The organism is Streptomyces sp. NBC_00322 (assembly GCF_036147535.1).
In the GTDB taxonomy this organism is placed as follows: Bacteria; Actinomycetota; Actinomycetes; order Streptomycetales; family Streptomycetaceae; genus Streptomyces.
The window spans coordinates 3,380,124-3,400,287 of record NZ_CP108019.1 but is presented as its reverse complement, the minus strand read 5'-3'; the positions used below and the strand labels follow the sequence as shown (position 1 = coordinate 3,400,287).

The following is a 20,164-nucleotide window of genomic DNA, read 5'->3' as shown; positions in this document are numbered from 1 at the left end:
ACCCTATTCGCCCCGTTCGTACTCACTCGGACACCCGTACCGCGAACTCGCCCTCCGCGACCCGCGCCCTCAGCTCGTCGCCCGCTGTGACCTCCTCAGGCGAGCGGACCACCGCGCCGTCCGTGCGCTGAAGCACCGCGTACCCCCGCTCCAGCGTCGCAGCCGGGGACAGCGAGACCACGCGCGCCCGGGTGTGCGCCAGCTCCGAGTCCGCGCGGTCCAGGAGATGCCCCAGCACCCGGCGGCTACGGGCGACCAGGGCGTCGACCTCCGCCTCGCGCTCGTCCACCATCCGGTGCGGATGCTCCATCGACGGGCGGGCCAGCGCATGGGCGAGACCGCGCTCCTCGCGGTCGATCAGCCCCCGCACCGTGCGCAGCGCGCGGTCGCGGAGCTGCCGCACCCGGTCCATCTCCTCGCCCACGTCCGGGACGACCTTCTTCGCCGCGTCCGTCGGCGTGGACGCACGCAGGTCCGCCACCAGGTCGAGCAGCGGCGAGTCCGGCTCGTGCCCGATCGCCGACACCACCGGTGTGCGGCACTCGGACACCGCCCGCACCAACTGCTCGTCCGAGAACGGCAGCAGATCCTCCACGCTGCCGCCGCCCCGCGCCACGATGATCACGTCCACGTCCCGGAGCTCGTCCAGCTCCTTGACCGCCTGCACGACCTGGGCCACCGCGTGCACACCCTGCACCGCGACATTGCGCACCTCGAAGCGGACGGCGGGCCATCTGCGCCGCGCCACCTCCAGTACGTCACGCTCGGCCGCGGACGCCCGACCGCACACCAGACCCACCCGGTGCGGCAGGAACGGCAGTGCCTTCTTGCGGTCGAGGGCGAACAGCCCCTCCGCGCCCAGGGTCCGCTTCAACTGCTCCAGGCGCGCCAGCAGTTCACCGATCCCGACCGGCCTTATCTCCACGGCACGCAGCGACAGCTGCCCCCGAGGCGCGTACCACTCCGGCTTGGCGTACACGACGACGCGCGCACCCTCCGCCACCACGTCGGCGACAGCGTCGAAGACCTGCCGGAAGCAGGTGACGCCCACCGAGATGTCGTACGAGGGATCGCGCAGCGTCATGAAGACGACGCCGGCGCCCGGCCGTCGCGACAGCTGGGTGATCTGCCCTTCCACCCAGACCGCGCCGAGCCGGTCGATCCACCCGCCGATGAGCCGTGACACCTCGCCGACCGGCAGAGGAGCTTCCGCGGACGTGTTGAGAGCCATACGGGCGAGCGTATCGGCCGCGTACGACAACGCCGCCGCCACAGGCGCGGTCTTGCCGCGGCGGGTGATCTCTTGCCTCTTCGACGCGGCCTTACGATGGGGGGCATGACTGCTACGACTGCCGCCCGACGCGTCCTGCTCGCCGCTCCCCGTGGCTACTGCGCGGGCGTGGACCGTGCCGTGATCGCCGTCGAGAAGGCCCTTGAGCAGTACGGGTCGCCGATCTACGTCCGCCACGAGATCGTCCACAACAAGTACGTCGTACAGACCCTGGAGAAGAAGGGCGCGATCTTCGTCGAGGAGACGGCGGAGGTCCCCGAGGGGTCGATCGTCATGTTCTCCGCGCACGGCGTGGCGCCGGTCGTCCACGAGGAGGCGGCGCAGCGCAGGCTCGCGACCATCGACGCGACCTGCCCGCTGGTGACCAAGGTCCACAAGGAAGCCGTCCGCTTCGCCAACGAGGACTACGACATCCTGCTGATCGGCCACGACGGCCACGAGGAAGTCATCGGCACCTCCGGCGAGGCACCCGAGCACATCACGCTCGTGGACGGCCCCGAGGACGTCGCGAACGTCTCCGTACGCGACGAGTCGAAGGTCGTCTGGCTCTCCCAGACCACGCTCTCGGTCGACGAGACGATGGAGACGGTCGACGCCCTCAAGACGAAGTTCCCCCAGCTGATCTCGCCGCCGAGCGACGACATCTGCTACGCCACGCAGAACCGCCAGATCGCCGTCAAGCAGATGGGCGCCGAGGCGGACCTGGTCATCGTGGTCGGCTCCAAGAACTCCTCGAACTCCGTCCGGCTGGTCGAGGTGGCGCTGGGCGCGGGCGCGCGCGCCGCCCACCTGGTGGACTTCGCCGACGAGATCGACGAGGCCTGGCTGGAGGGCGTCTCCACGGTCGGCCTCACCTCCGGTGCCTCGGTGCCCGAGGTGCTGGTCGAGGGAGTCCTGGAGTGGCTGTCGCAGCGCGGCTTCGAGGATGTCGAGATCGTCAAGGCGGCGGAGGAGTCGATCACCTTCTCGCTGCCGAAGGAGCTGCGCAGGGATCTGCGCGCGGAGGCGGCGGAACTGTCGGGCCGGCCGTCCGGGCAGGCGTCCGGGGAGTGACTGTCAGCGGCTGCCCGTAACGTTGTGTCCATGAACGTGTTCGGAGTGGACATCGGCGGATCCGGCATCAAGGGCGCACCTGTGGACCTTGAGCGCGGCAAACTGGCGCAGGAGCGCCACAAAGTTCTGACCCCACACCCGTCGACACCCGACGCGGTGGCGGACGGCGTCGCCGAGGTGGTGAGCCAGTTCGACTGGGCGGGCCCCGTCGGCATCACCTTCCCCGGCGTCGTCACGAGCGGGATCACCCGCACCGCGGCCAACGTCGACAAGGGCTGGGTCGACGTGGACGCCGCCACGCTGCTGGGCGACCGACTCGGCGGCCTTCCGGTGACGATCCTCAACGACGCTGACGCGGCGGGCATCGCGGAGATGACCTTCGGCGCGGGCCGCGGCCGCAAGGGCACGGTGATGCTGCTGACCTTCGGCACGGGCATCGGCAGCGCGGTCTTCATCGACGGCCGTCTGGTCCCCAACACCGAGCTGGGCCACCTGGAGCTGCACGGCCACGACGCCGAGAAAAACGCGTCGACGAGGGCCAAGGACGACGAGGGCCTGAGCTGGCACCACTGGGCGCACCGGGTGCAGAAGTATCTGCAGCATGTGGAGATGCTGTTCTCTCCGGAGCTGTTCATCATCGGCGGCGGGGTGAGCCGCAAGGCGGACAAGTTCGTGCCGCTGATCAAGGGGATCAGAGCGGAGATCGTCCCGGCGGAACTGCAGAACAACGCGGGCATCGTGGGCGCGGCGATGGCGGCGGCCGGAGGGTAGCGGCCGAGCCCGGGGCCGCCCGGGCCGCCGTCCCCCGGCCCGGGTGCACCACGAACGCTGGAAAGCGGGGGTTCGCCCGCGAAGCCCACCACCGGACAGCAACCACCAGCGCCCCCGGCCCAGGTGCGCCACGAAGGCTGGAAACGGATCAGCGGCTGCGGGGCGGGCCCCCGGGGCGGCTGTTGCGCCGCCGGCGGCGACTCATCACCCGTACCTTCCGTACGCACGTGATGAGGCCCGCGACCAGCGTGCCGCCGTACAGCCATCCGGCGTGCACCGCGAGCGAGGTGATCACGGCCATCGTCTGCCCGCCGATGCCCCCGGTCCCGCCGGAGATCGGCACGACCCCGACCGCGAAGGCGATCGGGACGCTGATCGGCGCGGTGACCAGGTCGGCCTCCCGCACCCACAGCGCGGTCAGCGCGCTGACCGGCAGGAACAGCAGCCCGTACACCACCGCGGCACCGCCGAACAGCAGCTCGTCCAGGCAGCCGAGCACAAACATCGCCGCGGCCCCGAAGAGCCCGCCGCCGATGCCGGTCAGCCGAGGATTGGGCAGTCTGCGCAGGGCGAGCACGACGGGGGGCGCGGTCCGCGCGGGCCGGGTGGCGACCCGGTACACGGCGGGGCCATCGGCCAGCGCGCCCTGCGGGGCGAGGGGGCTCTGCGGGGAAAGAGGGGGCTGCGGTCGCTGTCGGCCCCGAGGGTGACTTGTCCTGTGCTGCTCCACCCGAACAACGTAGGTCGCATCCAGGGAGGAAGCAGGCATGAGACACGCGCTTTGGGTGACCTTGGCGTTGAGTTCGACTCCCGGCCACCGTCGCTGCCCGGCCCCACCCGCCCGTAAACTGAGGGATCGGCCCACCTGGGTCGTAGGCCAACAGCCAGTCCTCACTTCAGGAAGTCGCCAACGTGTCGCTCTCGATCGGAATCGTCGGCCTGCCGAATGTCGGCAAGTCGACCCTGTTCAACGCCCTGACCAAGAACGACGTGCTGGCGGCCAACTACCCGTTCGCCACGATCGAGCCGAACGTCGGCGTCGTCGGCGTCCCGGACGCCCGCCTCGCCAAGCTGGCCGACATCTTCGGCTCGCAGCGGATCCTTCCGGCGACGGTGGACTTCGTCGACATCGCGGGCATCGTGCGCGGCGCGAGCGAGGGCGAGGGCCTGGGCAACAAGTTCCTCGCGAACATCCGTGAGTCCGACGCGATCTGCCAGGTCATCCGCGCCTTCAAGGACGAGAACGTCGTCCACGTCGACGGCAAGGTCTCGCCGAAGGACGACATCGAGACGATCAACACCGAGCTGATCCTGGCGGACCTCCAGTCGGTCGAGAAGGCGCTGCCCCGCCTGACGAAGGAGTCCCGCCTCCAGAAGGACAAGGTCGCGGTCCTGGCCGCGGTCGAGGAGGCGCAGAAGATCCTCGAGGCCGGGACGACGCTCTTCGCCGCGGGCATCACCGCCGGCACGGAGAGGGGCCGCCTGCTGCACGAGCTGCATCTGCTGACCACCAAGCCCTTCCTCTACGTCTTCAACGTCGACGAGGACGAGCTGGTCGACGAGGACTTCAAGAACGAGCAGCGCGCGCTGGTCGCCCCCGCCGAGGCGATCTTCCTGAACGCCAAGATCGAGTCCGAGCTGATCGAGCTCGAGGACGACGAGGCGCTGGAACTGCTCCAGTCGATGGGCCAGGAAGAGCCGGGCCTGGCGACGCTGGGCCGCGTCGGCTTCGACACCCTGGGCCTCCAGACGTATCTGACGGCGGGCCCGAAGGAGACCCGCGCCTGGACGATCAAGAAGGGCGCGACGGCTCCCGAGGCGGCCGGTGTGATCCACACCGACTTCCAGAAGGGCTTCATCAAGGCCGAGGTGATCTCCTTCGCCGACCTTGTGGAGATGGGCTCGGTGGCGGAGGCCCGCGCGAAGGGCAAGGCGCGGATGGAAGGCAAGGACTACGTGATGCAGGACGGCGACGTGGTGGAGTTCCGCTTCAACGTCTGAGCGGATGAAGTAACACCACGTCGGCGGCTCAGTAAACATGCAGGTCACATGGGGTCGGCTCGTCCGCGAGTCGACCCCTGGCTGTTTTCCGTGCCGGGATGGTGCGGGGCTTCCTAACGGTGTGTCACTTTTTTGGTTGCGCGCGAGGCGACTGATAGTGGTACGTTATTTGGTACCACTTGATGTAGGGAGTTAGCCCGTGTCGATAACTGCGAGCGAAGCCCGCAAGGCCCTCTTTCCGCTGATCAAGAAGGTCAACGACGATCACGAGGCCATCGAGATCGTCTCCAAGCACGGCAATGCCGTGCTTGTCTCGGCCGAGGACTATGCGGCACTGCGCGAAGGCTCGTACCTTCTGCGCTCCCCAGCGAACGCCCGCCGACTGCTAAAGGCATACGAGAACGCCCTGGGCAACATCAACGTGTCGGAGCGTGAACTGATCGATCCGGATGCGACGGACGCTGCTGCGGGGGCCGCGTGAGGCTTGTCTTCGAGGACCAGGGCTGGGAGGACTACACGTCCTGGCTCAAGAACGACCGCAAGATGCTCGCTCGGATCAACAAGCTCATCGAGGACGTCAAGCGTGATCCCTTCACGGGGATCGGCAAGCCCGAGCAGCTGAAATACCACTTGCCCGGAGCATGGTCCCGGCGGATCGACGACGAGCACCGCCTCGTCTACCTGGTCACGGACAAGGAGATCGTCATCCTTGCCGCCCGCTACCACTACTGATCGCAGCGCGTTCGGTTGTGCTGGCATGCGGCTACCGTGCTGGGATTGGCGCTGGGACGGACCCTCTCGAGGTCGCATCTCTGTGCCACACGTTCCGCTTCAAAGTGTGACGCGGCGCGAAGGGGGCGGGTCCGTCGGGGCCCGCCCCCTTCGTCATGTCCGTGGGTCCGTGGAGGCCCCTGAGGCCCTACGCGGCTCCGCTTTCGAGCAGGCCCTTGAGCGTCTGCTCGTTCTTCGGCATCTCCTTCCGTGCCTGCGGGCGCACGACCAGCGGCACCAGCAGCTTGCCCATCCCGTGGGCCTCGAAGTCGAGGTCGAGCGTCAGGCGTGACCGCTCGCCGTCGCCGAGGGGCTCGATCGTGCCGTGGACGTCGCCCCTGACGGGCCCGTCAACACCGTGCATGTGCCAGCTGCGGGGAGGGTCGAACTCGGTCACCTCCATGGTCATCGGGAACGTCCGGCGCCCGAGGCGCCGGGTCACGACCATCCGGGACCCCACGCCCATCGGGGCGTCGCCGAGGGGCTGTACGGATACGGCGCTTTCCTGCCACTCGGTGAGGTGGGAGGGGTCAGTCACGTAGGAGTAGACATCCTCGGGTGGACGGGCGATGTCTACGCTCTCCTTGATGGTGGACATTTCGCCTCCTGTGTGAGGTTCTGCCACAAATATCCCACCCCGGTGACCCCCGCACCAGAACCCGAACCCGAGCCCGAGCCCCCCGCGGAGTCAGCGACCCTCGCCCGGCCCCGCCGCGTCGGCCAGTTCCGCCAGCACCTCCGCGTGGCAGCGTTCCGGGACGCACCAGCAGCCGAGGCGGTGCCCGCGCAGGGCGGGGAGCCGGGTCAGCAGGTCGGGGCGCGAGAGCAGATACGCGCGGTACTTCTCGACGACCTCCTCGCGGGTGCCGTCCGGACCCGGGCGGAAGGGGCTGGCCAGGGGAGAGGCGTCGAGGTGCCAGCCGCCGCGGTGCATCGCGCGGCCCACGTAGACCACGTCCGCGTACTCGGGGTCGTCGCGGTGGCCCTTGAGGTTGACGACCGTCGTCCGGTCCATGGGCTGGATCCTCCGTCCTCAGGCGTCGCCCGGCAACGCGAAGACCGCGCAGGTCGTCGTGCCGTGGGCGTACAGCTTGCCGTCGTCTCTGCCGGTCACCCGCGCCTCGGCGGTCGCGGTCGTGCGGCCGGTGTGGATGACGGTGCCTTCGCAGCGCAGCGGCTGGGTGTCCGCGTACACCGGGCGGACCAGGTTCACTCCCAGCTGGATGGTGGTGTAGCCGCGGCCCGCAGGGAGGGTCGTCATCACCGCGCTGCCGAGCGCCGAGTCGAGCAGTGTGGCCAGGAAACCGCCGTGGACGCTGCCCATCGGGTTCAGCAGATGCTCATCGGGCTCGCCCTCGAAGACCGCGCGGCCCTCGGTGGCCTCCACGAGCCGGAATCCCACTGTGCTGCTGAACGGGGCCTGCGGGACCTCGCCGTCCAGGATGAGACGGAGGAGCTCCAGGCCGGAGCGATTGCCGGCCTCCGCGAGGCTCCTCGGCGGCTCCCAGGTGTGGGTGCGCGAGCGGGTCGCGCTGGTGTCGCCCGTGGCGGGCCTGCTCGTGAGCCGCGTCATGATGACGTCTCCTCAGGGGGATCTCGGGGGATGGAACTCGTCGACGCCGGGGCGGTCTCGCCCCGGCGCCGCCGGACAGCGGACAGGCGGATCGTGGCCCGCCGGACCGGGAGAACGGGCTCAGGGAAGCTTGACCGCCAGCAGGTCCACAGGACGGATGTCGGGGGCGGAACTCAGCATCGTCTCCGCCGCCTCCATCAGCGCCGCCGCGATCCGGCCCTGCAGATGACCGGTCCGTCCCTCCTCGTTCTCGAAGGTGTCGAAGACGCCGAAGGTCGTGGCGCTCTCCCGGAAGGCGAACCAGGTGACCGTGTGCTCCTCCTCGCGGGCGAGCTGGAGCGCGCCCCGCAGCAGCGCCTCCACCTTGTCGGCGTACTCGGGCTTGGCCTCGATGCGGGCCAGCAGGCCGATGTTCATCGTGAGTCACTCCGTAGGTCGGCTTCGGTGTCCTCGTCGTCGGGGACACCACCAACCGTAGGCCGGTCACTCCCGCCGCCCCAGTGTCGTAAACGACGTGTCGGATACGGTTTCCGTCATGGATGTATCGGTGCTGGTCTACGACGGGGTCTTCGACTCCGGACTCTCGGCGATCCTCGACGTGCTCGAAGGGGCGAACGCCATGCGCGGTGAGCTTCCCCACCCGCCGCCCGCCTGGCAGGTCACGACCGTCGGTTTCCGCCGCCGTGTGCGCACCGGCGCGGGGCACATCGTCACCACCGAGCCCGCCGCCGACGCCAAGCGCGCCGACCTCCTCCTGGTGCCCGCACTCGCCGAGCGGCGGCCGGACGCCCTGCTCGCCCATGTCTCGGGCCCCGCGTCGGCGGCGGTACGGGACCTGGTCGCCGAGACTCGTGAGCGCGGCACCCCCGTCGCCTCGGCCTGCACGGGAACCTTCCTGCTGGCCGAGTCGGGCGTGCTCGACGGCCGGAAGGCGACCACGAGCTGGTGGCTGGCGCCGGTCTTCCGTCAGCGCTACCCGGCCGTGACGATCGACGAGACCACGATGGTCACCACGTCGGACGGGGTGACGACGGCGGGAGCGGCCTTCGGGCACGTCGACCTGGCGCTGGCGATCGTACGGATGAGCAGCCCGGCCCTGGCCGGCCTCGTCGCCCGCTACCTGGTCGTCGACGAGCGCCCCTCGCAGTCGGCGTACACCATTCCGAGCGCGCTTGCCCAGAGCGATCCGCTTGTCGCCGCCTTCGAGCGCTGGGCCAGGCAGCGTCTGGACGAGCCGGTCAGCATTGTCGACGCGGCGCGCTCGCTCGGCGTCAGCGAGCGCACTCTCCAGCGGACCGTGCGCCGCGTACTGGGCACCTCTCCCGTGCGTTTCGTCCAGGATCTGCGCGTCGAGCATGCCTCGCACCTGCTGCGGACCACCGACCTCTCCCTGGAGTCCATCGCCGGCAAGGTCGGCTACGAGCATGCGAACACGCTGCGGATCCTGCTGCGCGAGCGCACGGGCAGTACGGCGGGCGCCCTGCGCGGCCGCTGATGCCCGCGCCGGGCCTCCTCGGTTGGAATTGACAACCCACCTTCGCCGGGGCAGGCTGGCACCAGGAGGGTTTGAATTTCAAACCCATAGCTTGGGGAGGTTGTCGTGGTGCGGGACGCGGTGATCGTCGAGGCGGTTCGTACGCCGGTCGGCAAGGGCAAGCCGTCAGGGGCGCTGCACGACGAGCTCCCCGTGGACCTGCTGGCCCGCACGCTCGTGGCGCTGGTGGAGCGGGCCGGGATCGATCCCGCACTCGTCGACGACGTCATCGGCGGCTGCGTCACGCAGGTCGGGGACCAGTCGTTCAACATCACCCGCAACGCCGTGCTGGCCGCCGGGTTCCCCGAGAGCGTGCCGGGCGTGACGGTGGACCGGCAGTGCGGTTCGTCCCAGCAGGCCGCGCACATCGCGGCGCAGGGGGTGATCAGCGGGGCGTACGACATCGCGATCGCGTGCGGCGTGGAGTCGATGTCCCGGGTGCCCATGGCGTCCAACGTGCTCCCTGGCAGCGACCCCTTCGGGCCGAGGCTGAGCGAGAGGTATCCCGGAGGTCTGGTCGGGCAGGGAATCAGCGCGGAACTGATCGCGGCCCGCTGGAGGATCTCCCGGGAGGAACTGGACGCCTTCGCGCTTCAGTCGCACCGCAGGGCCGCGGACGCGTGGGAGCGCGGGGAGTTCGACCGCGAGGTCGCCTGGACCGGGCAGCGGGACGAGTCCGTACGGCCGGAAACCTCGGCCCAGGTGCTGGGCGGGCTCAAGCCGGCGTACTACGACCCGGCCATGGAGCGGCGGTTCCCCGAGATCGGCTGGCAGATCACCGCGGGCAACAGCTCACCCGTCAACGACGGCGCGGCGGCGCTGCTGATCATGGGCTCGGATGTGGCGGAGCGGCTGGGGCTGCGCCCGCGGGCCCGCTTCCACTCCTTCGCCGTGGTCGGTGACGATCCACTGCTGATGCTGACGGCGATCATGCCGGCGACCGAGAAGGTGCTTGCCAGGGCCGGGCTGGGGATCGGCGACATCGACTTGTTCGAGGTGAACGAGGCCTTCGCCTCGGTCGTGCTGGCCTGGCAGCGGGAGACCGGTGTGGAGGCGGACAGGCTGAATGTGCGCGGCGGCGCGATCGCGATCGGGCATCCGCTCGGCGGCAGCGGGGCGCGCATCATGACGACGCTGCTGCACAACCTGGAGGACCGGGGAGGGCGGTACGGGCTGCAGACGATGTGCGAGGCCGGAGGAATGGCCAACGCGACCATCATCGAAAGACTTTGACCGGCGCGCTCGTCAGGGCTGCTGCGGGTAGCCGATCGAGGCGATGTCCTCGCCGAGTTCGGCCGGCGTGAGATGGGGATTGAGCGCCGCGACCACCTCGGCGGTCAGCGGGCGCAGCGCGTACACATGGCGTACGGCAGCCAGGTCGACCGGCACCTCGTAGTAGTCCTCGGCGAACTCCTGGTAGGCCGAAGGGGTCCCGGCGGTCAGCATCGCGAACAACTCCCCGGCGCCGTCCGCGTCTTCGCAGTCCTCGGGGAAGTCGATCGTCCCCGTCCGCCAGCCGTCGTCGGCGGGCTCGCGCCACAGACAGGCCGTCGCGACGGGCATGCCGTCCTCGTCCGTGAAGGCGGGTTCCTGGACGCAGGGGCGGAAGACCTCAGGGACCTCGTCCAGCACGCCGGGCCACGGTCCGTCGGAGGCGTACGGGCTCATCGGGGACTCGTGGGAAAAGCCCCGGACGAACGCGCCGGCGGGCGAGAAGACGATGGCGTACTCGTCGCCCGAGCCGTTCAGCATCGAGGCCATCTCCTCCGACGAGGACCAGTGCGCGTCGAAGGAGTAGAGCCGGTCCTCCCACTCCGGGCTGAGGATCGCCTCCAGCATGGCGATCGAGCGGCACAGGTCACGCACGACGGGGACGGCGGGCAGCTTCCGGGCGACATCGAGAACACTCACGCCCTCATCCAACCTCATGGCTCCCTAAGCTGATCCCCCCAGGCGCGGGACTGAGGAGGAGGAGAGGGACATGTCGTACCCCGACCCGAAATACATCGACGGCAAGGGCGAGATCAGCGCGGAGTTCCGGCCCGCGGCCACCGAGCCGGATCTGCGCTCCCGCACCGGGAGCAAGACGCACTATCTGGCCACCGCCGCCTCCACGGGCGGGGAGTTCGGGCTCTACCGGCTGGACATGGCGCCCCGGGCGGGCGGCCCGAAGACGCACTTCCACAAGTCGATCTCGGAGTCCTTCTTCATCATCGAGGGGACGGTGCGGCTCTACAACGGCGAGAGCTGGACCGACGCCACCGCGGGCGACTTCCTCTATGTACCCCAGGGCGGACTGCACGCCTTCCGCAACGACTCCGACGCGCTCGCCTCGATGCTGCTGCTCTTCACGCCGGGCGCTCCGCGCGAGGAGTACTTCGAGAAGGTCGCCGAGGTCGCCACCGAGTGGTCGCCCGAGCGGCAGGCGGAGTTCTTCATCAAGCACGACACCTACTGGACCGACTGAGGCGCGAGTCCCGTCTTCAGGCCCGCGCCGCAGAGCGGGACGACGGCCGTGCCCTCGCGCCAGGCGCCCGCGGCCGCCCAGCACGCGACGCCCGTGGACTCGACGAACAGTCCGCGGGCGGCGAGGTCCAGCTGCGCGGCCCGGATCTGGTCCTCCGTCACCGTCAGGAAGGTGCCGCGGGACGCGCGGACGGCGCGCAGGATCTGCCTCGCCCGCGGCGGGCGGGGGATCGCGATGCCTTCGGCGAGCGTCGGCGCGAGCGGCGTGGGCTCGTCGAGCAGCGTGTCGGCTCCGGCGTGGAAGGCGGCGGCCAGGGGGGAGACGGCCTCGGCCTGTACGGCGATGAGGGCGGGCCGCTCGGAGATCAGGCCGTGTGCCTGGAGTTCGCCGATGGCGAGGTCGGCGCCCAGCAGCAGTGTGCCGTTGCCGACGGGGACGACGATCGCGTCCGGGAGCGTGCCGCCGAGGTCCTCCCACAGCTCGTAGACGTACGTCTTCGTGCCGTGCAGGAAGTACGGGTTGTAGACGTGGCTCGCGTAGAAGGTGCCGGGTTCATCCGCTGCCGCGCGGGCCGCCTGCGCGGTGGACTCGCGGTCACCGGGGACGAGTTGGAGGTGCGCGCCGTGCGCCCGGATCTGCTCGACCTTCTTGGCGGAGGTGTCCTCGGGGACGTACACCGTGCAGTCGAGACCGGCGCGTGCGCCGTACGCGGCGATCGCGGTGCCCGCGTTGCCGCTGCTGTCGGCGATCACCCGGCGGGGTGCGAGACGGCGGGCCAGCTCCGCCAGCATCACCGCGCCCCGGTCCTTGAAGGAGAGCGTCGGCATCAGGAAGTCGAGCTTGGCGGAGACGGTTTCGGTGAGTGCGACCAGCGGGGTGCGGCCCTCGCCGAGCGAAACGGCCGGTGCGGCGAGCGGCAGTGCCTCCTCGTAACGCCACAGTGAATTGACCCTGGCGGGCAGGGACTTGAGGCTGATCGCCGATGGCGTGAACTCAAGGTCCCAGGGGCTGCGGCAGTTCGGGCAGCGCCAGTTGGCCGTCTCGACGGGGGAGCGGGTGCCGCATTCGGGGCAGTTGTACGAGCTCATGGGCCGCCAGCATGGCAGTTGTGTGGCGCATGTGTTACGCACCGTCCCGGACCCTTGTGTGATTCCTATGGATCGGTCAATCTTTGGCTCGGCAGGCGGGACAAGGGCAGGGGAAATTCAGCCGTTCCACCTTGTCATGCACCTGTCGTTTCCCCCACAGCAGCGCACCACCAATGAGGAGGACCCCTCACATGTCTGTGATGCGTAATTCGCGTCGAAGACTCGCCACGGGCGGCGTCATAGCCGCCGCCGCGCTCTCGCTGGGCGTGGCATCCGCCCTCACGGCCACCGCGGCCGAGTCGGCTCCCGTAGGCGTCATCCAGAACGCGGGCGCGCCCGGAGTGATCGCGGGCAGCTACATCGTCACGCTCGACGCATCGGCACCCGACGCCGGCTCCAAGGCCGGCAAGGCGCTCGCGGCGGAGTACGGCGCGAAGATCAGGAAGACGTACAACGCGGCGCTGAACGGGTACTCCGTCCAGCTCACCGAGGCGCAGGCCAAGAAGTTCGCCGCCGACCCGGCTGTTGCCTCCGTCGTGCAGAACCGCGTCTTCAAGGCGACCGGCACGCAGCCGAACCCGCCTTCCTGGGGCCTGGACCGGATCGACCAGAAGGCCCTCCCCCTGAACCAGAGCTACACCTACCCGGACACCGCGGGCGAGGGGGTGACCGCCTACATCATCGACACCGGTGTACGGATCACCCACACCGACTTCGGCGGCCGGGCGTCGTACGGCTATGACGCCATCGACAACGACAACACCGCGCAGGACGGCAACGGCCACGGCACCCACGTGGCCGCGAACGTCGCCGGCTCGTCCTACGGCGTGGCCAAGAAGGCCAAGATCGTCGGCGTCCGCGTGCTCGACAACTCCGGCTCGGGCACGACCGAGCAGGTCGTCGCGGGCATCGACTGGGTGACGCAGAACGCCGTCAAGCCGGCCGTCGCCAACATGAGCCTCGGCGGCGGGGTCGACACCGCGCTCGACACGGCGGTACGCAACTCCATCGCCTCCGGCGTCACGTACGCGGTCGCCGCGGGCAACGACGGCGCCAACGCGTCCAACTACTCGCCCGCGCGGGTGGCCGAGGCCATCACCGTCGGCTCCACGACCAGTTCGGACGCGCGCTCCAGCTTCTCCAACTACGGCAGCATCCTGGACATCTTCGCTCCGGGCTCGTCGATCACGTCGGCCTGGAACTCCAGCGACACGGCGACGAACACGATCTCCGGCACGTCGATGGCGACCCCGCACGTCACCGGCGCGGCCGCGCTGTACCTCGCGGCGAACAAGACGGCGACCCCGGCGCAGGTCTCCTCGGCGCTGACCACGGCCGCGACGACCGGCGTGGTGGGCAACCCGGGCACGGGCTCGCCGAACCGCCTGCTGTACGTGGGCGGCGGCACGACGCAGCCGCCGGGGCCGAAGTTCGAGAACACCGCGGACTACACGATCAGTGACTTCGCCACAGTGGAGTCGCCGGTCACGGTCAGCGGAGTCACCGGCAACGCGCCGGCGAGCCTGAGCGTGCCGGTGGACATCAAGCACACGTACATCGGCGACCTGCGCATCGACCTGGTCGCGCCGGACGGTTCGGTCTACAACCTGAAGGCGTACGGTGCGGGCGGCAGCTCGGACAACGTGATCACGACGTACACGGTGAACGCGTCGTCGGAGGTCGCGAACGGCACGTGGAAGCTGCGGGTGAGCGACAACGCGGCGTACGACGTCGGCAAGATCGACGCGTGGGCGCTGCAGTTCTGATCACCGGGTAGCCGGGAGGGGCGGCCGCGACGGCGACCGCCCCTTTCGTTTTGCGGGCGTTGGCGCGGGGGGCCGTGGCTCGGGCTTGGGGGTCCGCTGCGCGGGTCCGCCGCGAGGCGTGGGCCTGGGCGGTCCGGGGTGCGCCGGTGCCGTGTGGTGCGGGTTCCGGGTCTCCTACGGGCTCGACTCCTCGGCGTCGGCGGCGATGAGGGGTTCGTAGGGGCATCCGGTGTTGGCCGCCAATCGGGGGTTCGCCCGCGAAGCCACCTACCGGAGAGCAACCACCAACGCCCCCTGGCCCACGTTCACCACGGACGCTGGAAACGTGGGGACGACCCTTCACGGCCCCTCCCCACGGGGAGGTGTCGCGCTGCGCGGGGGTTCGCCCGCGAAGCCACCCACCGGGCAGCAACCATCAACGCCCCCTGGCCCACGCTCACCACGGACGCTGGAAACGTGGGGACGACCCTTCACGGCCCCTCCCCACCGGGCGGGTTGCGGTGCGCGGGGGTTCGCGAAGCCACCCAACGGGCAGCAACCGCCAGCGCCCCACGGCGGCGCGAAGCAGCCGAATGGGGTGTGGGCCCCCGTCTTTCACTCCGCGGCGAAGCCGCCGGAGCACCAGGGGTGTGGGGGCGTCAGCCCCCACACCGCCCTCGCCTGGGGTCCGGGGCGGCCCCGGACCCGGGTCTCGTCTCCGCGGCGAAGCCGCTGGAGCACCGGGGGTGTGGGGCGTCAGCCCCCACTAACCTTCCCCCTCCTCGGGGGTCTGGGGGCGCAGCCCCCAGTTCGGGAAGGGGCGGGGTGGGGAACAGGCCCCGCGCGGCGGCCCACCCCCGCAACGGCCCCACCGGTCCGCGCCCACCGCACGGGCGCACCCCGAACCTCCGCCCCCCACCCCCGTCGCATAGGATCCGCGCCCGTTCGCACCACTCCGTGAGACCCCGACGAGGAGCCCCACCCGTGGCCATGTACCCCCCGCCCCCCTACGCCCCCGCCAGACCCCCGAATCCCCCCGTCAACGGGCTCGCCATCACATCCCTCGTCGTCGGGATCGTGTGCTGCATACCCCCGCTCGGCCTGATCCTCGGTCTGATCGCCCTCTCCCAGATCAAGCGGAACGGCCACCGTGGCAAGGGCATGGCCATCGCGGGCAGCATCCTCTCCGGGATCAGTACCGCGCTGGTGCTGGCAGGTCTCCTCACCGGGGGGATCAGCGACGCCCTCGACGGTTTCAAGAAGGGCGTCAAGGAGGCCGCCCGGTCCCGGAGCACGCTCGATCTGCGCAAGGGGGACTGTTTCAACGTCCCGGGCACCGAGCTGGAGCGGGAGACCGCGAGCGTCAGGGTCGTCGACTGCGCCAAGCCGCACGACGGCGAGGTGACCGGCTCGTTCAAGCTGGAGCAGTCCGGGGCCTGGCCCGGGGAGGCCGCGGTCGAGCCGATCGCCGAGAAGCGCTGCACCGAGCTGAACGACGCTTATGTGTCGGACCCTTCCGCCGTGCCCGACAACGCGTCGACGTACTACTACATGCCGAGCAAGAGGAGCTGGCGCCTGGGCGACCACACGGTGACCTGCTCCTACGCCGCAGTCGACGGCAAGCTCACCGGCTCGCTGCGGGCAGGGCCCGGCAGCACGCCGTCGGCGGGTGAGTCCGGCGCCTGAGCCGCCGACGGCCCGGGCGCCGGACTCGTCCGGACTAGTGGCGTGAGAGCCCGCGGTCGACGGCGGTCATCAGCTCGCCGTCCTCGGTGTCTCCGTCCAGCGACCAGAACATCGCCCCGCCGAGGCCCCGTTCACGGATGTACGAGGTTTTGGCGCGCAGCACCTGCGGGTCGTCGTACGTCCACAGGGTGGTGCCGTCGAAGAGCCACGCGTGTCCGTTCCGCCGATCCCGGTGGAGGGTGTACGTGCCCGAGTCGGCGAGCTTCTTGAGGGCCTTGTAGTCCTCGTAGCCCGCCGCCCAGGTCGCCGGCGCGGGCGCCGTCGCCGGCTGGCCGAGGCCGTCGCCGCCGCCGGTCACCCCCGTCCAGCCCTGGCCGTAGAAGGGCATGCCCATCACCAGCTTGCGGGCGGGCGCGCCCCGGCGCAGCCACTCGCGGACGGTCTGGTCGACGCTGAAGTCGCCGCGTGCGTACAGGGCGGACTGCTGAGCGGTCGTCTTCTCGCCCGAGACATGGAAGTCGTAACCCTGCAGGTTCACGAAGTCCAGGTCACACATGATCTTGCGTACTTCGAACCCGGCGTCGATCTTGGCAGGCGCGGTCGGCACGAAGGCGCTCAGCTCGTAGTGCTTGCGCTTGCCGCGCTGCGAGGTCGCGTACGCGTCGAGCTGGGTACGGAACTCGTGCACGAGGGCCGTGAAGTTCTGCTTGTCCTCAGGCCGGTAGACGGTGTCCGTGTCGCCCGCCGAGCCGGGCCACTCCCAGTCGAGGTCGACGCCGTCGAAGAGCCCGGCCGCCGCGCCGGCTCCGCCGCGTGCTCCGTCGACGGGCAGATTGCCCTTGATGTAGAGGTCGATGCAGGAGGAGACGAACGCCTTGCGGGAGGCGGGGGTGCGGGCCGCGTCGGAGAAGTGGGTGGACCAGCTCCAGCCGCCCAGTGAGATCAGCACTTTGAGACCGGGATGCTTGGCCTTGAGCTCGCGCAGCTGGTTGAAGTTGCCCGCGAGCGGCTGCTCGGGGGTGTCGGCGACACCGTCCACCGAATCGGCGGCGTCCAGCGGGCGGGCGTAGTCGGCCCAGGCGTCCGCCTCGCCGGGGACGTTGCCGGTGAAGCATCTGCCGTCAGAACTCACATTGCCGAAGGCGTAGTTGATGTGGGTGAGCTTGGCGGCCTGGCCGCTGGTGTCCATGTCCTTGACCTGGAAGTCCCGGCCGTAGATGCCCCATTGGGTGAAGTAGCCGACGCGCTTGTACGCCTCGTGGTGGTTCCCGTGGGCCCAGGCGCTGGGCGCGAGCGCGGCGAGGAGGGAGAGGGAGCAGGCGGCAACGGCCGCCCCGGCAAGGGATCTTCGGCAGTTTCGACGCATGGCCAGGAACATATTGGTCTGGACCATTGAGGTCAAGCGTGGAGGCGGAATTGACGTCCATGTCTGCGGTAAGTGCCTGCCTAAACCCAACTCATCACTTCGAGTGAAACCCTGGCCCATGCTTGCGGCATCAACCGACGGTTGCCAGGCTGTTGCTGTCTGTCAACCTGTTGGGAGTGCCAGTGACATTCGGTGAGCAGCCCGCCTATCTGCGCGTTGCGAGCGACCTTCGCCAGAAGATCGTCAACGGCTCGCTGCCGCCGCACACCCGGCTTCCCTCGCAGGCCCGTATCCGTGAGGAGTACGGAGTCTCCGACACCGTCGCCCTGGAAGCGCGCAAGGTCCTGATGGCGGAGGGCCTGGTCGAGGGCCGCTCGGGCTCCGGCACCTATGTCCGCGAGCGGCCGGTCCCGCGCCGGATCGCCCGCTCCGGCTACCGCCCGCCGTCCGGAGCCAACCCCTTTCGTCAGGAACAGGCCGAGGAGGGGATCCGGGGCACCTGGGAGTCCAGCAGTGAACAGGAGGGCGCGAGCCCGGAGATCGCCGCTCGCCTCGGCATCCCGCTCGGCGACCGGGTGATGCGTACGCGCTATGTGTTCCGCGACGCGGGCGAGGCGATGATGCTCTCCACCTCCTGGGAGCCGCTCGAAGTCACCGGCCGCACACCGGTGATGCTGCCCGAGGAGGGCCCGCTCGGCGGCTGCGGAGTCGTCGAGCGCATGGCCGCCATCGACGTCGTCGTGGACAACGTGGCGGAGGACGTCGGCGCCCGGCCGGGGCTTGCGGAGGAGCTCCTGGCACTCGGCGGCGTACCGGGCCATGTGGTGATGGTCGTCGAGCGGACGTACTACGCGTCTGGGCGTGCGGTCGAGACGGCGGACCTCGTCGTCCCGGCGGACCGCTACCGGATCGCATACCACCTTCCGGTGAAGTGACCGTTAGCCGGACAGCACGTCCGGCCCCCGTGATCACGAGTTAACCGCGCCCGGCGTCCCGTAACGCACGGGCAATCGCACGCTGCGACGGGCCGTCATGTCCCGCTCCTACCTTCCCGTCCGTACCCGCGTACCGGACTGACGAACGGGATGTTGCCGATGACTGACACCGCCACCCCCACCACGAAGGCTCCGGAACAGCCGCCCAGGCGCAGTTACGCGAAGCTCGCCGCCGACGAGAGTCGCGAGGACTACTCGCTGCGCTATGCACCGCACTCGTTCAGGCGCTGGTCGCCCGCGATGGTCGCGGGCACCGCGCTCGGCGGCATCGCCTATCTCGCGGACTTCGCGATCGGCGCGTCGATCGTCTTCACCTACGGCTTCACCAGCGGCTTCGCGTCGATCCTCACCGCCGCGGTCATCATCTTCCTCACCGGCATTCCGATCGCGCGGGCCTGCGCGAAATACGGCCTGGACATGGACCTCGTCACGCGCGGCGCCGGGTTCGGCTACTTCGGCTCGACCCTCACCTCCCTCATCTACGCCTCCTTCACCTTCATCTTCTTCGCCCTCGAAGGCTCGATCATGGCCCAGGCCATGCACCAGGCCGTCGGACTGCCCGTCGAGATCGGCTATCTGGTCACCACGCTGATCGTCATCCCGATCGTCTTCCGGGGCATGGGCGCACTGGCGAAGGTGCAGGCATGGACCCAGCCGGTCTGGATCATCGGCATGGTGCTGCCCTTCCTCGTGCTGGCCTTCGAAGCCCCCGACGCCTGGGGCGCGTTCGGCTCCTTCGGGGGTACGGAAGGGGCGGGCTCGGGCTTCTCCTGGATCGGCTTCGGCCTCGGCACGGGCGTCGCACTGTCCCTCATCGCCCAGATCGGCGAACAGGCCGACTACTTGCGCTTCATGCCCGCCAGGACGGAGGCGAACAAGCGCCGTTGGAACCTCGCCGTGCTCGCCGCCGGACCCGGCTGGGTCATCATCGGAGCCGCCAAACAGCTCGGCGGCGCCTTCCTCGCCTTCGTCGCGCTGGAGGCCGTCGGCAAGACCCACGCCCTGGAGCCGATCACACCGCAGATCGAGGCGCTCAAGCCCTGGCTCGGCTCGTTCGCCCTGCCCGCCGCGGCGGTGTTCGTGATCGTCTCCCAGATCAAGATCAATGTGACCAACGCCTACAGCGGTTCGCTGTCCTGGTCGAACTTCTTCTCCCGCATCACCCACAAGCACCCGGGCAGGGTCTGGTACATCTTCCTCAACCTCGCCATCGCGCTGACGCTGATGGAGATGAATATGTTCGCGATGCTGGGCAAGCTGCTCGGCTTCTACTCGAACGTGGGCATCGCCTGGATCGCGGCCGTCGCCGCCGACCTGGTCATCAACAAGCGCATCGGGCTGAGCCCCAGCTACATCGAGTTCAAGCGGGCGTATCTGTACGCGGTGAACCCGGCCGGCTTCGGCGCGATGGTGATCGCATCGACCGTATCGATTCTGGCGTTCTTCGGGCTCTTCGGTACGTACGCGGAGGCGTTCTCGACCTTCATCGCCGCCGGACTCGCCCTCGTCCTCTGCCCGTTGATCGCCTGGGCGACGAAAGGCAAGTACTACCTGGCCCGGCCGAACCCGGTGAACGGCCCCGGCGTCGAGATCGAGGACATCACCGCCACCCACACGTGCACCGTGTGCGAGACGGCCTACGAACTGCCCGACATCGCGGACTGCCCCGTCCAGTCGGGACCGATCTGCTCACTGTGCTGCTCGCTGGACGCGGAGTGCGGGGACATCTGCCGCAAGAATCCGGCGGACGGCTCGGCGGCCGGTCCGGTGCTGATGCCGGTGCCGACGATGCCGGTCCGCGGGGCATGACGCGGGGCGGAGCC

Annotated in this window: 21 protein-coding genes; 12 read left to right on the top strand and 9 right to left on the bottom strand. The window is 69.7% G+C overall.

Annotated elements, in window-relative coordinates:
* Positions 1–22: 22 nt before the first annotated feature.
* A complete protein-coding gene (xseA, locus tag OG905_RS15180; RefSeq protein ID WP_328669967.1) occupies positions 23–1,231 on the bottom strand; it encodes an exodeoxyribonuclease VII large subunit in 1,209 nt (402 codons plus the stop codon).
* A gap of 96 nt (positions 1,232–1,327) precedes the next feature.
* Between xseA and OG905_RS15175 the strand changes: the two genes are divergently transcribed.
* Both OG905_RS15175 and ppgK read left to right on the top strand, forming a co-directional pair.
* Positions 1,328–2,344: a 4-hydroxy-3-methylbut-2-enyl diphosphate reductase gene (locus OG905_RS15175; RefSeq protein ID WP_443043947.1), complete on the top strand. Its 1,017-nt coding sequence runs from the start codon at positions 1,328–1,330 to the stop codon at positions 2,342–2,344.
* A 30-nt stretch (positions 2,345–2,374) separates the two neighbouring features.
* Entirely contained in the window at positions 2,375–3,115 is a 741-nt protein-coding gene (ppgK, locus tag OG905_RS15170) for a polyphosphate--glucose phosphotransferase (protein ID WP_328669964.1), read from the top strand.
* 148 nt (positions 3,116–3,263) lie between these two features.
* On the opposite strand, the gene OG905_RS15165 is transcribed toward ppgK, so the two are convergent.
* Complete coding sequence (locus OG905_RS15165; protein ID WP_328669961.1) at positions 3,264–3,845, bottom strand: DUF6542 domain-containing protein; 582 nt, start codon at positions 3,843–3,845, stop codon at positions 3,264–3,266.
* Positions 3,846–4,027: 182 nt separating this feature from the next.
* Here OG905_RS15165 and ychF point away from each other — a divergent pair, with 182 nt between their 5' ends.
* The 3 genes from ychF to OG905_RS15150 all read left to right on the top strand — a co-directional run bounded on the left by ychF (position 4,028) and on the right by OG905_RS15150 (position 5,848).
* A complete protein-coding gene (ychF, locus tag OG905_RS15160) occupies positions 4,028–5,116 on the top strand; it encodes a redox-regulated ATPase YchF (RefSeq protein WP_328669959.1) in 1,089 nt (362 codons plus the stop codon).
* Positions 5,117–5,315: 199 nt separating this feature from the next.
* Positions 5,316–5,597 (top strand): type II toxin-antitoxin system Phd/YefM family antitoxin, encoded by a 282-nt coding sequence (locus OG905_RS15155; protein WP_328669957.1) that lies wholly within the window; start codon positions 5,316–5,318, stop codon positions 5,595–5,597.
* Complete coding sequence (locus tag OG905_RS15150) at positions 5,594–5,848, top strand: Txe/YoeB family addiction module toxin (RefSeq protein ID WP_328669954.1); 255 nt, start codon at positions 5,594–5,596, stop codon at positions 5,846–5,848. Before OG905_RS15155 ends, OG905_RS15150 begins: the two co-directional genes overlap by 4 nt.
* Positions 5,849–6,035: 187 nt before the next feature.
* Here OG905_RS15150 and OG905_RS15145 read toward each other — a convergent pair whose 3' ends face one another.
* The 4 genes from OG905_RS15145 to OG905_RS15130 all read right to left on the bottom strand — a co-directional run bounded on the left by OG905_RS15145 (position 6,036) and on the right by OG905_RS15130 (position 7,877).
* A complete protein-coding gene (locus OG905_RS15145; protein ID WP_328669953.1) occupies positions 6,036–6,485 on the bottom strand; it encodes an SRPBCC family protein in 450 nt (149 codons plus the stop codon).
* Positions 6,486–6,575: 90 nt separating this feature from the next.
* Positions 6,576–6,902 (bottom strand): DUF4326 domain-containing protein, encoded by a 327-nt coding sequence (locus OG905_RS15140; RefSeq protein ID WP_328669951.1) that lies wholly within the window; start codon positions 6,900–6,902, stop codon positions 6,576–6,578.
* Between the two features lie 18 nt (positions 6,903–6,920).
* On the bottom strand, positions 6,921–7,460 hold the full coding sequence (locus OG905_RS15135) for a PaaI family thioesterase (RefSeq protein WP_328669949.1): 540 nt from the start codon (positions 7,458–7,460) through the stop codon (positions 6,921–6,923).
* 120 nt (positions 7,461–7,580) lie between these two features.
* On the bottom strand, positions 7,581–7,877 hold the full coding sequence (locus OG905_RS15130) for a putative quinol monooxygenase (protein WP_328669948.1): 297 nt from the start codon (positions 7,875–7,877) through the stop codon (positions 7,581–7,583).
* A gap of 118 nt (positions 7,878–7,995) precedes the next feature.
* Here OG905_RS15130 and OG905_RS15125 point away from each other — a divergent pair, with 118 nt between their 5' ends.
* Together OG905_RS15125 and OG905_RS15120 are read left to right on the top strand one after the other, a co-directional pair.
* Positions 7,996–8,955: a GlxA family transcriptional regulator gene (locus OG905_RS15125; RefSeq protein WP_328669946.1), complete on the top strand. Its 960-nt coding sequence runs from the start codon at positions 7,996–7,998 to the stop codon at positions 8,953–8,955.
* 108 nt (positions 8,956–9,063) lie between these two features.
* Complete coding sequence (locus OG905_RS15120) at positions 9,064–10,227, top strand: thiolase family protein (RefSeq protein ID WP_328682356.1); 1,164 nt, start codon at positions 9,064–9,066, stop codon at positions 10,225–10,227.
* A gap of 12 nt (positions 10,228–10,239) precedes the next feature.
* On the opposite strand, the gene OG905_RS15115 is transcribed toward OG905_RS15120, so the two are convergent.
* On the bottom strand, positions 10,240–10,923 hold the full coding sequence (locus tag OG905_RS15115) for a hypothetical protein (RefSeq protein ID WP_328669944.1): 684 nt from the start codon (positions 10,921–10,923) through the stop codon (positions 10,240–10,242).
* A 52-nt stretch (positions 10,924–10,975) separates the two neighbouring features.
* Here OG905_RS15115 and OG905_RS15110 point away from each other — a divergent pair, with 52 nt between their 5' ends.
* The gene (locus OG905_RS15110) at positions 10,976–11,461 is read left to right on the top strand and encodes a cupin domain-containing protein (protein WP_328669942.1); all 486 of its coding nucleotides are present in this window, start codon (positions 10,976–10,978) and stop codon (positions 11,459–11,461) included.
* Here the strand turns inward: OG905_RS15110 and OG905_RS15105 are convergent.
* Entirely contained in the window at positions 11,446–12,549 is a 1,104-nt protein-coding gene (locus tag OG905_RS15105; RefSeq protein WP_328669940.1) for a pyridoxal-phosphate dependent enzyme, read from the bottom strand. The genes OG905_RS15110 and OG905_RS15105 overlap by 16 nt on opposite strands.
* 191 nt (positions 12,550–12,740) lie before the next feature.
* Between OG905_RS15105 and OG905_RS15100 the strand changes: the two genes are divergently transcribed.
* On the top strand, positions 12,741–14,315 hold the full coding sequence (locus OG905_RS15100) for a S8 family peptidase (RefSeq protein WP_328669938.1): 1,575 nt from the start codon (positions 12,741–12,743) through the stop codon (positions 14,313–14,315).
* 969 nt (positions 14,316–15,284) lie between these two features.
* Complete coding sequence (locus OG905_RS15095) at positions 15,285–15,980, top strand: DUF4190 domain-containing protein (RefSeq protein ID WP_328682354.1); 696 nt, start codon at positions 15,285–15,287, stop codon at positions 15,978–15,980.
* Between the two features lie 34 nt (positions 15,981–16,014).
* On the opposite strand, the gene OG905_RS15090 is transcribed toward OG905_RS15095, so the two are convergent.
* Positions 16,015–17,373, bottom strand: a complete 1,359-nt coding sequence (locus OG905_RS15090) for a glycoside hydrolase family 18 protein (protein WP_443043946.1) — start codon at positions 17,371–17,373, stop codon at positions 16,015–16,017.
* Positions 17,374–17,528: 155 nt separating this feature from the next.
* On the opposite strand from OG905_RS15090, the gene OG905_RS15085 reads away from it, so the two are divergent.
* Both OG905_RS15085 and OG905_RS15080 read left to right on the top strand, forming a co-directional pair.
* Positions 17,529–18,281 carry a GntR family transcriptional regulator gene (locus tag OG905_RS15085; RefSeq protein ID WP_328682350.1) on the top strand — a complete coding sequence of 251 codons (753 nt, stop codon included), beginning with the start codon at positions 17,529–17,531 and terminating at the stop codon, positions 18,279–18,281.
* A gap of 159 nt (positions 18,282–18,440) precedes the next feature.
* Positions 18,441–20,150 (top strand): purine-cytosine permease family protein, encoded by a 1,710-nt coding sequence (locus OG905_RS15080; protein WP_328669935.1) that lies wholly within the window; start codon positions 18,441–18,443, stop codon positions 20,148–20,150.
* The last annotated feature ends 14 nt before the right edge of the window (positions 20,151–20,164 follow it).